This window comes from Variovorax paradoxus NBRC 15149, from assembly GCF_001591365.1.
Classification (GTDB): domain Bacteria; phylum Pseudomonadota; class Gammaproteobacteria; order Burkholderiales; family Burkholderiaceae_C; genus Variovorax; species Variovorax paradoxus.
Genome location: NZ_BCUT01000005.1, coordinates 577,476 through 590,425, shown reverse-complemented (window position 1 = coordinate 590,425; position 12,950 = coordinate 577,476). Strand labels below are relative to the sequence as shown.

Genomic DNA, 12,950 nt, shown 5'->3' with positions numbered 1-12,950 from the left:
TCCTGTGCGATGAGAGTGAAGTCGCAGTTTCTGCCGCGGCGAGTGGACAGTGAATGCCCGCAAAGCCGACAATCTTGTCCATTCGTCCACTGCCACCGGAGCCTTCATGGACCCACTCGACGATGTTTTCGCCGCCATGCGCGTGCGCAGCGCGCTGTACGCCCGGCTCGAGGCCGGCGCGCCCTGGGGCGTGAGCCTGGCTGGCGGAGAGAGCGCACGCTTCGGCCTCGTGGTGCGCGGCAGCTGCCTGCTCGAGGCGCCGGGCGTCGCACAGCCCGTGCCCCTGGCCGCGGGCGACTGCTACGTGCTCGCGCACGGCACGCCCTATGTGCTGCGCGACCACCCGAACACGCCCACGGTGAGCTGCGCCTCGGTGGTGCGCGACCGCATCGGCGGCGTGGTCGAGCTGGGCGGCACGGGCACCGCGGCCTCGGTGATCTGCGGCTGGTTCCATTTCGACCAGCGCGCCGCGCGCCCGCTGCTCGACCTGCTGCCGGTGCTGCTGCACGTGAAGATGGAAGAGGCGCGCGCCTTGGCGCTGCAGGGCACGCTGCAGCTGCTCGCGATGGAAACCGGCGAGCCCGGCCTGGGCTCGAGCCTGCTCGTGAGCCGGCTGGCCGACATCGTGTTCGTGCAGGCGGTGCGCGCGCATGTGGCGGCCCATGGCGAATCGCAGACGGGCTGGCTGGCCGCGCTGGCCGACGCGCGCATCGGCCCCGCGCTGCGCGCCATGCACAAGGACATGGCACGCGACTGGACGGTGGAGGCGCTGGCCTCGACAGCGAGCCTGTCGCGCTCGGCCTTCGCGCAGCGCTTTCGCGAGCGCGTGGGCCAGGCGCCGCTCGAATACCTCACGCAGTGGCGCATGTTCAAGGCCGGCAACATGCTGGGCCAGGGCCATGCGGCCGTGGGTGCGATCGCAGGCGCGGTGGGCTACGAATCGGAAGCTGCCTTCAGCAAGGCCTTCAAGCGCCGCATGGGCATGGCACCGGGCGCATGGCGCGCCGCGGCGCGCGAGGGCGCTGCCGCCTAGGCGCCCGCCGGAAGGCCCGCCTTGATCTTGGCCGCGTGCTTGAACTGCGCCGCCGCAAAGGCCCACACCATACGCGTGGCATCGGGCCCGGCCGGGTCGCTGAAGAGCAGCTGGGCGGCACCGCCGCTCCAGGCATGGCCGAGTCCCGCGATCTCGCACAGCACGACCAGCGTGCGGCCCTTGCGCCGGAACTCGGTCAGCCGCATGGCGTGCCGCTTGCCGCGCTGCAGCGTGCGCGCGGCCCCCGGCTTGGCGCCCACGGCCGTGGCCCACACGGCCGCGCTGTTGACGGCATTGCTCGGCGCCACCACGGCATCGGCCTCGCCATGGATCACCAGCATCGGCGGCAGGGTCGCGAACACGGCGGCCGCGCCCATGGCCTTGCCGACCGCGGTGGTCGGCATCGGCGGCGCGTGCTGCCCGCGCATCGCGCCCAGGGCCGTGGCCGAGGACTTCGCTGCGCCCGGCGCCACGCCCGAATGCATGGCCACGGCGCGAAAGCGCGCCGGATAGCGCGTGGCCAGCAGCGCCGCCATGCTGGCCCCGGCCGACAGGCCCGCCAACGCGATGCGCTCGCGGTCCACCGGATAGAGCATCGAGGCCTGGTCGATGGCCGCCATCAAGGTGGCGGCCTCGGCGTCGGCCTTGCCGGAGCGCCGCTCGTACCAGTTCCAGCAGCCTTGGGGATGGGCCAGCCTGTCCTGCTCCAGGTAGAGCACCAGGAAGCGCTGGCGCACCGCAAGCGCGTTCATTCGCGTGCTGGCCGCGAAGTCGCGCCCGGTCTGGCCGCAGCCGTGCAGCATGACCATGAGCGGCAACTTCTCGCCGGGCTGCAGTTGCAGGCCGGCCGGGCGGAACAGGTGGTAGCCGCGCGCACCGCCGGGCCCCAGCGCCATGCCGCCGAGCCAGTCGCCCTTGCCCGGCGGCGGCTTGAGCCGCTTGGCGGTTGCGCGCTGCACCTGGCCCGCCACGCGCTTGCTGTTGCCGAGCGTGATCTTCGTGAGGGCCTTCAGGTTGCGCTCATACGCGCGGGCGAACAGGGAAGCGGTGGAACGGCGGGCCATGGCGCAGTGTGACGCAAAGCGCCGGCCATCCAAACAGCGGCCGAGGCCCTAGTAGATTTCCGGCACGATCATGCTGGCCGGCACCGGCTGGCGCAGGTAGTCGGCATGGCGCTCGCGCGCGGGCAGCTCCACCGGCGGATGCGGCACCTCCTGGTAGGGCAGCTGGCCCAGCAGGTGGCTGATGCAGTTCAGCCGCGCCTTCTTCTTGTCCACCGCCTGCACCACCCACCACGGCGCTTCCGCAATGTGGGTGCGCTCCAGCATGATTTCCTTCGCCTTGGTGTATTCCTCCCAGCGGCGGCGGCTTTCCAGGTCCATGGGGCTGAGCTTCCATTGCTTGAGCGGATCGTGGATGCGGCCCAGGAAGCGCATGTGCTGCTCGTCGTCGGTGATGGAGAACCAGTACTTGATGAGCTTGATGCCCGAGCGCACCAGCATCTTCTCGAACTCCGGCACGGTGCGGAAGAACTCCTCGTACTCGTCGTCGCTGCAAAAGCCCATCACGCGTTCCACGCCGGCGCGGTTGTACCAACTGCGGTCGAACAGCACCATCTCGCCGGCAGCCGGCAGGTGCGCGGCGTAGCGCTGGAAGTACCACTGCGTGCGCTCGCGGTCGTTGGGCGCAGGCAGCGCGGCCACGCGGGCCACGCGCGGGTTCAGGCGCTGCGTGATGCGCTTGATGACGCCGCCCTTGCCCGCCGCGTCGCGGCCCTCGAAAAGAATGACCACCTTCTGCCTGCTGTGCTGCACCCAGTCCTGCAGCTTCACGAGTTCGCCCTGCAGCCGGAACAATTCCTTGAAGTAGGCCTGGCGCGCCGCCTTGTCGTCCGTGCGCGACGCGGGGTCGAGGCCGTCGATGTTGCGGTCCTCGATCTCCAGTTCGAGCTCCTCGTCGTAGCTGTCGATCAAGTCGCGGGCGATGCGTTGCATCAGCTCCTCGTGGTCCGGAAGTGCGCTCGTCAGCATCATGGGCAAAAAGAAGGTGTGGGGTGGAACGGGGCATGCTGCCCGCCGCAGATGACGGTTGCGTGACGGGCCGCATGGCGCCGACACGAAGTTGTCACATATGGCGAACACCATCCGGTGCACACCCTCCGTCCTTCCTGATCCAACGCACCTTGCCGGCACTCCATGACCTGGCCGCCAATTCATATGGCGGCGACGAAGCCGGACTGATCTGCGGCTACCTGTTCGACGCCGCGGCGCCGGAACCCGTGCGCGCGATCGACTCGGCGCAGGCTGCGGCCTGGCTGGACGCCGCTGCGCCCTCTTCGCCGGAGTCTTCCTTCCTCTGGCTGCACTTCAACCTGAGCCACGCGCAAGCGGAGCGCTGGCTGCTGCGCCATGCGCGCCTGTCCGACACCTTCTACGAAACGCTGCACGAAGGCCTGCCCTCCACGCGCATCGAGCGCGCCGACGATTCGCTGATCGCCGTGATCAATGACGTGCACTTCGAGTTCAGCTTCGAGCCCTCGGACATCTCCACGCTCTGGATCAGCGTGGGGCCGCGGCTGGTGGTCACGGCGCGCACCAAGCCGCTGCGCTCGGTCGACGCGCTGCGCACGGCGGTCAAGGCCGGCGACGCGCCGCGCTCGAGCACCGAACTGCTCGAGCACCTGCTGCGCGCGCAGGCCGACGTGCTGGTGAAGATCGTGCGCGGCGTCACTTCGCGCATCGACCGCATCGAGGACGAGCTGCTGGCCGGCCGGCTCGACCACAAGCGCGCCCGGCTCGGCGTGCTGCGCCGGCTGCTGGTGCGGCTGCAGCGCCTCTTGGCCCCCGAGCCCGCCGCCCTCTTCCGCCTGCTGCAGGGCCCGCCGGCCTGGATGGCGGAGCCCGATGCGCAGGAGCTTCGGGGTTCGACAGAGGAGTTCTCGGTGGTGCTGCGCGACATGCAGGCGCTGCAGGAGCGCATCAAGCTGCTGCAGGAAGAAATCGCCGCCAACGTGAACGAGGACAACAACCGCAGCCTGTTCGTGCTGACGGTGGTGACCGTGCTCGCGCTGCCGATCAATATCCTGGCGGGCCTGTTCGGCATGAACGTGGGCGGCATTCCGCTGGCCGAGCACAAGCACGGGTTCTGGATCGTGGTGGCGATCGTCGCGAGCTTCACCGCGGTGGCCGCGTGGGCGGCTTTTCGCAAGAAGCGCTGAGCCGCGCCGGCCGCCGCAGTAATGCTATTTATTTAATAGCAACCACAATAGCATCCATGCGCCCGCATCGATGTTCCAGACCCAATAGAATGCAAATGTGTCCTCCATTCTCAATGCCGATCTGCACTGCCATTCCGTGGTTTCCGACGGCACATTGACGCCCGAAGAATTGGCCGCGCGCGCCGCCGCCAACGGGGTCGAGCTCTGGGCGCTCACCGACCATGACGAAGTCGGCGGCCAGCACCGCGCGGCCGCCGCGGCGCGCGCCAACGGCATCCGCTATCTCACCGGCACCGAGATCTCGGTGACCTTCGCCAACGAGACCGTGCACATCGTCGGCCTGGGCTTCGACCCCGACGACGCCGCCATGACGCAGGGCCTCTACGACACGCGCGGCGGCCGTGGCAAGCGCGCGCAGGAAATGTCCGAGGGGCTGGCCAAGGTCGGCATCCACGGCGCCTACGAAGGCGCGCTCAAGTTCGTCGGCAATCCCGAGCTGATCTCGCGCACCCACTTCGCGCGCTTCCTGGTCGAGCAGGGCCACTGCCGCGACACGCCCGAGGTGTTCCGCAAGTACCTGACCGAAGGCAAGCCCGGCTACGTGCCGCACCGCTGGGCCTCGCTCAAGGATGCGGTGCACTGGATCACGGCCGCCAAGGGCATGGCCGTCATCGCGCATCCGGGGCGCTACAAGTTCACCGCCAACGAGGAATACGCGCTGTTCCTCGAATTCAAGGCGCATGGCGGGCGGGCGATCGAGGTCGTCACCGGCAGCCACACGACCGCCGAATACGTCGAGTACGCCGACAAGGCGCTCGAGTTCGATTTCGCCGCCTCGCGCGGCAGCGATTTCCACAGCCCCGACGAAAGCCATTGCGATCTCGGCAAGCTGCCACCGTTGCCCGGTGCGCTCACGCCGGTGTGGGAACTGCTCAGCCACCGCATCCAGCAGTGAGCCAGAGCCCCGGGTCCGGCAGCGACAGCGCGGCAACGGCGGCACTGGCGAACGCCCGCGCCGCGGCACGCCAGACGCGCGACCTCGAGTCCGAACGCATCCTCGCGGGCATCGGCATGGTGCTGGTGGCGGTGGCCTGCTTTGCCACGCTCGACACCGCCACCAAGACCTCCACCGCCGCCGTGCCCATTCTGATGGGCGTGTGGTTCCGCTATGCCTTCCAGGCCGTGGCCACCACCGCGGTGCTGCTGCCGCGGCACGGCACCGCCCTGCTGCGCACGCAGCATCCGCGCTACCAGCTGCTGCGCGGCGCGCTGCTGCTGGTGTCGAGCACGCTGGCCTTCCTGAGCCTGCGCTACATGCCGCTGGCCGAGTTCACGTCCATCGTGCTCATTGCGCCGCTCGTCATCACCCTGCTTGCGGCCACCACGCTCAAGGAGCAGGTCTCTGCGCTGCGCTGGGTGCTGGTGGCCGGCGGCTTCGCCGGCACGCTGGTCATCCTGCGCCCGGGCGGCGATGCGTTCAGCTGGGCCGTGCTGCTGCCCATTGGGCTGGTGCTGACCAACGCCTGGTTCCAGGTGCTCACGAGCAAGCTGGCGCAGACCGAGAATCCGCTCACGATGCATTTCTATACCGGCTGGGTGGGCGCGCTGATCGCCTCGCTGGCGCTGCCCTTCGTGTGGACCGCCCTGCCCTCGTGGCACTGGTGGGCCTTGCTGTGCCTCATGGGGTTCATGGGCACGGTGGGACACTTCATCCTCATCCTGGCCTACCAGCGCGCACCGGCATCCACGCTCACGCCCTACCTCTATGCGCAGATCGCGTTTGCCATGTTCGGTGGCTGGCTGGTCTTTTCCCACGTGCCCGACCGCTTCTCGCTCATCGGCATGTCGATGATCGCGGTGTGCGGCGCGGCCGGCGCCTGGCTCACGGTGCGCGAGCGCCGCGTGCCGATCGAGCCGGCCGAATCCTGATCAGGAGTCTTTTGTATGGCCCAGTATTTCGAAGTCCACCCCGAGAACCCGCAGCAGCGGCTGCTGAAGCAGGCCGCCGCGCTCTTGCAGCGCGGCGAGATCGTGGCCGTGCCCACCGATTCGAGCTACGCGCTGGCCTGCCACCTCGACGACAAGGACGCGGTCGACCAATTGCGCCGCATCCGCCAGGTCGACGAGAAGCACCATCTCACGCTGCTGTGCCGCGACCTGAGCGAGCTGGCCAACTACGCGCGCGTCGACAACAAGCAGTACCGGCTGCTGAAGGCCGCGACGCCCGGGCCCTACACCTTCCTGCTCGAGGCCACCAAGGAAGTGCCGCGGCGCGTGAGCCATCCGCAGCGCAAGACCATCGGCCTGCGCGTGCCCGACCACAAGGTGCTGCTCGAGCTGCTGATGCTGCACGGCGCGCCGCTTCTGGCCACCACCTTGATCGCGCCTGGCGAGACCGAGGCGCTGAACGACGCGCAGACCATCCGCGAGCGCTTCGAAAAGCAGATCGGCGCCGTCATCGACGCCGGCGCCTGCCCTTCGCAACCCACCACCGTGGTGGACCTCACGCCCATGGGCACGGGCGACGATCCGGTGGTGGTGCGGCAGGGCCGCGGCACGCTGGCGGTGCTTGGCCTCTGACAAGCGGCACCGCAGCTTTCACTCCGTCTGACACAATCGCCCAGTGGATATTTCCAACCTGATACAGACCGTACTTATTTACGCTTTGCCCGTGGTCTTTGCGATCACGGTGCACGAGGCGGCGCATGGCTATGTGGCGCGCCACTTCGGCGACAACACGGCCGAGGCCATGGGCCGCGTCACGCTCAACCCGATCAAGCACATCGACCCCATCGGGACCATCCTGATGCCGCTGATGCTGTACTTCGCAACCTCCGGAGCCTTCCTGTTCGGCTATGCCAAGCCGGTGCCGGTGAACTTCGGGCGCCTTCGCCATCCGAAGCGCGACATGATCTGGGTGGCTCTGGCAGGGCCTGCGTCCAATTTCGTGCAGGCCATCCTCTGGGCGCTGGTGCTCGTGGGGCTGGTAGCGGCCGGCATCGATGAAACCTTTTTCATCAAGATGGCGCAGGGCGGTGTGCTGGTCAACCTCGTGATGTGGGCCTTCAATCTCTTTCCGCTGCCTCCGCTCGATGGCGGCCGCGTTCTTGCAGGCCTGCTGCCCAACGGACCGGCGCAGAATTTCCTCGCGCGCATCGAGCCCTTCGGTTTCTTCATCGTGATGGGCCTGGTGCTCGCGGGCATCGTCAGCACCTTCTGGCTGCGTCCGCTGATGGACTTCGGCTACATGGCCATCAACCTGCTCATCTCTCCGCTCACGGCTTTGCTGCGTTAAGTTCTCCTCTCCTGCCATGGCTTCGTCTTCCCCCGCTCCCCTGCGCGTCCTGACCGGCATCACGCCGTCGGGCACGCCGCACCTCGGCAACTACGTCGGCTCGATCCGCCATTCGGTACGCCAGAGCGTCGCGCCGGGCGTCGAGAGCTTCTTCTTCCTGGCCGACTACCACGCGCTCATCAAGGTGCAGGAGCCGGCCCTCATCCAGCGCTCCACGCTCGAGATCGCCGCGAGCTGGCTGGCCTGCGGGCTCGACCCGGAACGCGTCACCTTCTACCGCCAGTCGGACATCGTCGAGATCACCGAGCTCACCTGGTTCCTCACCTGCGTGACCGGCAAGGGCGTGCTCAACCGCGCCCACGCCTACAAGGCGCAGCTCGACAAGAACATCGCCAAGGGCGAAGACCCAGACGCCGACGTCACAGCCGGCCTCTTCATGTACCCGGTGCTGATGGGCGCCGACATCCTGATGTTCAACGCGCACAAGGTGCCTGTGGGGCGCGACCAGGTGCAGCACATCGAGATGGCGCGCGACATGGCGCAGCGCTTCAACCACCAGTACGGCGAGCACTTCACGCTGCCCGAAGCCGAGATCGACGATGCCGTCGCCACCCTGCCCGGCCTCGACGGCCGCAAGATGAGCAAGAGCTACGGCAACACCATTGCCATGTTCGCGCCGCGCGCGCAGCTGCAAAAGCAGATCGCCAGCATCGTGACCGACTCGCGCGCGCCCGGCGAGCCCAAGGACACCGAAGGCTCGGCGCTGTTCCAGATCTACCAGGCCTTTGCCAGCGCCGAAGAAACCGAGGCGCTGCGCAAGGCGTACGCCGACGGCATCGGCTGGGGCGACGCCAAGCAGATGCTGTTCGAGCGCATCGACCTCGAGGTGACGCCGCTGCGCGCGCGCTACGAAGCGCTGATGAACGACCCGGCGGAGATCGAGCGCATCCTGCTCATCGGCGCCGAAAAGGCCCGCAAGCTCTCGCGCCCCTTCATGGCCGAGCTGCGCCACGCGGTGGGGCTGCGCAACCTTGCATCGGGCCGCGACAAGGGCGGTGCCCGCAAGGCGGCCAAGATAGCCAAGCCGAGTTTCAAGCAGTACCGCGAGCGCGACGGCCTGTTCTATTTCAAGCTGCTCGACGCCCACGGCGCCACCTTGCTGCAGAGCCGCGGATTCGCCTCGCCGCAGGAAGCCGGCCGCGCCATCGCCGCCCTGCAGCAGCAGCGCGGCGCGGCACTGGCCGCGCTCGCCGAACAGCTCGAGCCGGCCGGCCCGGAAGAATTGCGCGCCGCGAACGAGGCGCTGGAAGCACTGGCGGAGACAACAACCTCTACCAACGGAAGTTGATCCGGCAATATCCATCGGCTTACCCGCCGAGGACTGACGAGAGAAGACCGTGCGATCACTAAGGAAGAAAACATGAGCATTTATGTCATCGACGACCACCCCCTGATGCGCGACGCGATCGTGATGGTGCTGCGGCGTCTGCGGCCGGCCGAAAACATCGTCGAGCTCGAGCGCCTCGACAAGCTCGCGAGTGCGGTCCAGCAGCGCGGCGAGCCAACGCTTTTCTGCCTCGACCAGAAGCTGCCCGACACCAATGGCGTCTCGGGCGTGGTCGCTGTCAAGCAGGTCTATCCCAACGTGCCGATCGCCGTCTATTCGGCAGCACCGGCCGGGGACATGGAAGACGCCTGCATCGAAGCCGGCGCCGACACCTACATCGAGAAGTCGGCCAGCTCGGCCGAACTGGCCGCCGCGCTGCGCGGCCTGCTGATGGCGGGCTCGGAAGAGGCGGACGAGCCGGCGCTGGCCAGCAACAGCAAGCTGTCGAAGCGCCAGACGCAGCTGATCGCGATGCTCGACAAGGGCATGAGCAACCGCGACATCGCCACCGACCTCGAGATCAGCGAGCACACCGTGAAGGTGCACCTGTGGCGCCTGTTCCGCCGCCTGGGCGTGAAGAGCCGCACGCAGGCGCTGCATTACGCGCGGACCAACGGGTTGCTTTCCGGTAGCTGAGCCCACCCCCGAAGCGGCTCACTTCGTGCAGCCACCTCCCCTCAAGGGGGCAACACCAGTGGCCCGGCGAAGCCGGTTCCACGGTGGCACTAGGCTCCCCCCCAAGCTTCGCGCACTTCGTGTCGCTTCGCCAACCCCCTACCGGGGGCAACGCCGGAGGCCCGGCAAAGCCGGTTCCTCGGTGTTTCTGGAAGGGTTGAACCGCGCCTTATGCGCGGTTTTTTATTGGCCGCTGGCTCAGCCGCCGGAGGCGCTGACGCGGGCTTGGGCCACGGCTTCGTCGGCGTCGTGCAGGGCGACGCGGAACACGCTGCCGCTGCCGAGGCGGGAGCGCACGCTGACGGGATGGCCCAGCACGTGCGAGAGGCGCGCGACGATGGCCAGGCCCAGGCCGAAGCCGTCGGAGGTGCCGGCGTGGTCGGCCACCTTGTAGAACTCCAGGAACACGTCGCGCAGGTGTTCGGGCGCAATGCCGATGCCGGTGTCCCACACCTCCACGCGCAGGCCGTCGCGCGTTTGCCGCGAGGCCAGCAGCACGCCGCCGTCGGTGGTGTACTTGATCGCGTTGGCCAGCAGGTTGCCGAGCATGCGGCGCACCCGGATCGGGTCAGTCAGGAAGCTGCCCTCGGTCACGTGCACGCGGAAATCGAGCCCCCGGCTTTCCGCTACCGGGCGGTATTGCAGTTCCAGGTCATGCAGCAGTTCGGCCACGTCCACACGCTCGATGTGCAGGCGCACCTGGCCCGAATCGATGCGCGCGAGGTCGAACATCGAATCGAACAGCGCGTTCACCGCGTGCGTGGCGCGAACGATCTTGGGTGCGAGTTCCAGCACCAGTTCGGGCTCGTTGCGCAGCCAGTCGGCGTAGAGCGACAGGGCCAGCACCGGCTGGCGCATGTCGTGCGCGGCGCTCGCGAGAAAGCGGTTCTTCATGGCCACGGCCGCCACCGCGGCCTGCCGCTGCTGCGTGAGCGACTTGATCAGGATGTGGTTGTGGAACAGCAGCTCCAGGCTGTTGCGCGCCGTCTCGTGGATGTGGCGCCCCGCGCGCAGCAGCAGGAACCAGTGCAGGATCGGCAGGATCGGCATCAGGAAACCGTACTGGAAATGCGGCTCCACGAGGTTGATGCTCACGAGCCGGATCAGAACCGCCCCCAGCATCGTGATGAACAGCGTGTTGACGTAGCGCTTGAGCAGCGGTGGATGCAGCGCCAGCCCGTTGAGCGGAAAGGTGCCGACGCCGGCCACGATGAGCCAGCTCATGAACTGGTTGACCTGCGGCGTGCGCTCGAAGAACAGCAGGATCGACAGGCCCCAGACCACCGCGCTGGTGCTCCAGATGAAGCCATAGCGTTCGGTGAACTGCTGCTGCGCCGCGGCGCTCCGGCCGGCGTAGCGCACGGCATAGACCCTGGCGCCCCAGGCCCTGCAGGCCGTGGCAATGAGGCCCGCGGCAAGCCAGGTCAGCAGTTCCCACCGGGGCACATAGCTCCAGTTCAGGCCGACCATCCCCGGCATGAGCGCCGCCGAAACAATGTAGGACCCGCGCGCGGAGCGCATGAGGCTGCGGATCAGCTCGCCGCGTACCCAGGATTCAGCTTCGTCGGCCGAAGCCGGGACCGGTGTCACGCTCGCGATCGACGGATTGGCCATGTGGCGCGGAGCCTCTTGTTCATTCGGGACTACAAGGAAAAATCCCGGCATGCGGTGCATGGGGAGGTGGCGATCTTAACGGCCCGATACAGTTGCTTCGAAGCTTGGCTGGACGCCGTGAACAGCGGCCGCGAAAAATGCGAAGGCATGGGAAACGAAAGGCTCCGGTTTCGCCGGCGCGGATGGCCGGGCCGTGCAACGGGCAAAAAAATAGCCCCTTTGCGGGGCCATTCTTGGAGGAGAGGGAGGGATTCGAACCCTCGGTACTATCGCTAGTACGCCTGATTTCGAGTCAGGTACATTCGACCACTCTGCCACCTCTCCGGTGCTGTCGAGCCTGCGATTATAGCAGACCAAAACCGGGCTTTTGAAGCCCGTTCGTTCAACCGCGCAACAGTTCCAGTCCGCCGAGGTAGGGCCGCAGCGCCGCGGGCACGTTGATCGAGCCGTCCTCGTTCTGGTGGTTTTCCAGCACCGCGACCAATGTGCGGCCCACCGCCAGGCCCGAGCCGTTGAGGGTGTGGACGAGTTCGTTCTTGCCCTGCGCGTTCTTGAAACGGGCCTGCAGGCGGCGCGCCTGGAAGGCTTCGCAGTTCGACACCGAGCTGATCTCGCGGTAGGTGTTCTGCGCCGGCAGCCACACCTCGAGGTCGTAGGTCTTGGCGGCAGTGAAGCCCATGTCGCCGGTGCACAGCAGCACCACGCGGTACGGCAGCTCGAGCGCCTGCAGCACGGCCTCGGCGTGGCCGGTCATCTGCTCGAGCGCGTCGTAGCTCTTTTCGGGGTGGACGATCTGCACCATCTCGACCTTGTCGAACTGGTGCTGGCGGATCATGCCGCGCGTGTCGCGCCCGGCGCTGCCCGCTTCGGAGCGGAAGCACGGCGTGTGGGCCGTGAGCTTGATCGGCAATTGGGCCTCGGCCACCACCTCGTCGCGCACGAAGTTGGTGAGCGGCACTTCGCTGGTCGGAATGAGGTAGAGCGCCGAATGGTCGGGCGCGGGCTCGCCCTCCTGGCCGCCCTTCTTGGCAGCGAACAGGTCGCCTTCGAACTTGGGCAGCTGGCCGGTGCCGCTGAGGGTGGCGGCGTTGACGATGTAGGGCACGTAGCACTCGGCATAGCCGTGCTTCTCGGTCTGGATGTCGAGCATGAACTGCGCGAGCGCGCGGTGCAGCCGGGCGATCGGCCCCTTCATGACGGTGAAGCGCGAGCCCGCGAGCTTGGCGCCCATCTCGAAGTCGAGCCCCAGGGGCGCGCCCAGGTCGACGTGGTCCTTGGCCGCGAAGGGCAGCGGCGCGGCATTGGCGCCGGCACCGCCCTGCGGGCTCCAGCGGCGCATCTCGACATTGCCGGTTTCGTCCTCGCCGACCGGCACGCTGGCGTGCGGCAGGTTGGGCACGGCCAGCAGCAGTGCCTGCAGTTCGGGCTGGATCTGGTCGAGCCGCGCGGACTGCGATTCCTGCTCGGCCTTGAGCGCATTGACCTCGGCCATCAGCGCATCGACCGGCTCTCCCTTGGCCTTGAGCGGGCCGATCTGCTTGTTCAGCGCGTTGCGCCGGGCCTGGATTTCCTCGGTGCGGGTTTGCAGCGTCTTGCGCTCGGCCTCGAGCGCGGTGAACGCCGACACATCGAGGTAGGGCTGGTTCTTCTTGCGTTTTTCGAGGCCGGCCACAGCGGAGGCCAGGTCTTTGCGGAGCAGAGTGATGTCAAGCATGGGGGGATTTTAGGT

At 67.7% G+C, this 12,950-nt stretch carries 12 protein-coding genes and 1 tRNA gene; 8 read left to right on the top strand and 5 right to left on the bottom strand.

Features of this window, described 5'->3' with window-relative positions; translation table 11 throughout:
• Positions 1-106 precede the first annotated feature (106 nt).
• Positions 107-1,033 (top strand): AraC family transcriptional regulator, encoded by a 927-nt coding sequence (locus VPA02S_RS23195; RefSeq protein WP_062365790.1) that lies wholly within the window; start codon positions 107-109, stop codon positions 1,031-1,033.
• Here VPA02S_RS23195 and VPA02S_RS23190 read toward each other — a convergent pair.
• Both VPA02S_RS23190 and ppk2 read right to left on the bottom strand, forming a co-directional pair.
• The gene (locus VPA02S_RS23190; RefSeq protein ID WP_015866794.1) at positions 1,030-2,097 is read right to left on the bottom strand and encodes an extracellular catalytic domain type 1 short-chain-length polyhydroxyalkanoate depolymerase; all 1,068 of its coding nucleotides are present in this window, start codon (positions 2,095-2,097) and stop codon (positions 1,030-1,032) included. The two genes, VPA02S_RS23195 and VPA02S_RS23190, sit on opposite strands and share 4 nt — an antisense overlap.
• Before the next feature lie 48 nt (positions 2,098-2,145).
• Positions 2,146-3,063: a polyphosphate kinase 2 gene (gene ppk2 / locus VPA02S_RS23185; protein ID WP_026284087.1), complete on the bottom strand. Its 918-nt coding sequence runs from the start codon at positions 3,061-3,063 to the stop codon at positions 2,146-2,148.
• Positions 3,064-3,215: 152 nt separating this feature from the next.
• On the opposite strand from ppk2, the gene VPA02S_RS23180 reads away from it, so the two are divergent.
• The 7 genes from VPA02S_RS23180 to VPA02S_RS23150 all read left to right on the top strand — a co-directional run bounded on the left by VPA02S_RS23180 (position 3,216) and on the right by VPA02S_RS23150 (position 9,568).
• A complete protein-coding gene (locus VPA02S_RS23180) occupies positions 3,216-4,250 on the top strand; it encodes a transporter (RefSeq protein WP_015866796.1) in 1,035 nt (344 codons plus the stop codon).
• Between the two features lie 97 nt (positions 4,251-4,347).
• The gene (locus VPA02S_RS23175) at positions 4,348-5,205 is read left to right on the top strand and encodes a 3',5'-nucleoside bisphosphate phosphatase (protein ID WP_062365789.1); all 858 of its coding nucleotides are present in this window, start codon (positions 4,348-4,350) and stop codon (positions 5,203-5,205) included.
• Positions 5,202-6,179, top strand: coding sequence for a DMT family transporter (locus VPA02S_RS23170; RefSeq protein ID WP_062365788.1), 978 nt, complete (start codon positions 5,202-5,204; stop codon positions 6,177-6,179). Before VPA02S_RS23175 ends, VPA02S_RS23170 begins: the two co-directional genes overlap by 4 nt.
• A gap of 15 nt (positions 6,180-6,194) precedes the next feature.
• Positions 6,195-6,830, top strand: a complete 636-nt coding sequence (locus VPA02S_RS23165) for an L-threonylcarbamoyladenylate synthase (RefSeq protein WP_015866799.1) — start codon at positions 6,195-6,197, stop codon at positions 6,828-6,830.
• A gap of 43 nt (positions 6,831-6,873) precedes the next feature.
• Positions 6,874-7,545: a site-2 protease family protein gene (locus tag VPA02S_RS23160; protein ID WP_015866800.1), complete on the top strand. Its 672-nt coding sequence runs from the start codon at positions 6,874-6,876 to the stop codon at positions 7,543-7,545.
• Between the two features lie 16 nt (positions 7,546-7,561).
• Positions 7,562-8,893, top strand: a complete 1,332-nt coding sequence (locus VPA02S_RS23155) for a tryptophan--tRNA ligase (protein ID WP_062365786.1) — start codon at positions 7,562-7,564, stop codon at positions 8,891-8,893.
• 72 nt (positions 8,894-8,965) lie between these two features.
• Complete coding sequence (locus VPA02S_RS23150) at positions 8,966-9,568, top strand: response regulator transcription factor (protein ID WP_062365784.1); 603 nt, start codon at positions 8,966-8,968, stop codon at positions 9,566-9,568.
• Positions 9,569-9,805: 237 nt separating this feature from the next.
• Here VPA02S_RS23150 and shkS read toward each other — a convergent pair whose 3' ends face one another.
• From shkS to serS, 3 genes are all read right to left on the bottom strand, one after another.
• Complete coding sequence (gene shkS / locus VPA02S_RS23145) at positions 9,806-11,221, bottom strand: surface-behavior sensor histidine kinase ShkS (RefSeq protein WP_015866803.1); 1,416 nt, start codon at positions 11,219-11,221, stop codon at positions 9,806-9,808.
• A 234-nt stretch (positions 11,222-11,455) separates the two neighbouring features.
• A tRNA-Ser gene (locus VPA02S_RS23140) sits at positions 11,456-11,545 on the bottom strand.
• 58 nt (positions 11,546-11,603) lie between these two features.
• On the bottom strand, positions 11,604-12,935 hold the full coding sequence (gene serS, locus VPA02S_RS23135) for a serine--tRNA ligase (RefSeq protein WP_062365783.1): 1,332 nt from the start codon (positions 12,933-12,935) through the stop codon (positions 11,604-11,606).
• Positions 12,936-12,950: the final 15 nt, after the last annotated feature.

Excerpts from the sequence above, each read along its gene's own strand:
- VPA02S_RS23195 (WP_062365790.1), top strand. The coding sequence starts at position 107 with ATGGACCCACTCGACGATGTTTTCGCCGCCATGCGCGTGCGCAGCGCG.
- VPA02S_RS23190 (WP_015866794.1), bottom strand. The coding sequence starts at position 2,097 with ATGGCCCGCCGTTCCACCGCTTCCCTGTTCGCCCGCGCGTATGAGCGC.
- ppk2 (WP_026284087.1), bottom strand. The coding sequence starts at position 3,063 with ATGCTGACGAGCGCACTTCCGGACCACGAGGAGCTGATGCAACGCATC.
- VPA02S_RS23165 (WP_015866799.1), top strand. The coding sequence starts at position 6,195 with ATGGCCCAGTATTTCGAAGTCCACCCCGAGAACCCGCAGCAGCGGCTG.
- VPA02S_RS23155 (WP_062365786.1), top strand. The coding sequence starts at position 7,562 with ATGGCTTCGTCTTCCCCCGCTCCCCTGCGCGTCCTGACCGGCATCACG.
- VPA02S_RS23150 (WP_062365784.1), top strand. The coding sequence starts at position 8,966 with ATGAGCATTTATGTCATCGACGACCACCCCCTGATGCGCGACGCGATC.
- shkS (WP_015866803.1), bottom strand. The coding sequence starts at position 11,221 with ATGGCCAATCCGTCGATCGCGAGCGTGACACCGGTCCCGGCTTCGGCC.
- serS (WP_062365783.1), bottom strand. The coding sequence starts at position 12,935 with ATGCTTGACATCACTCTGCTCCGCAAAGACCTGGCCTCCGCTGTGGCC.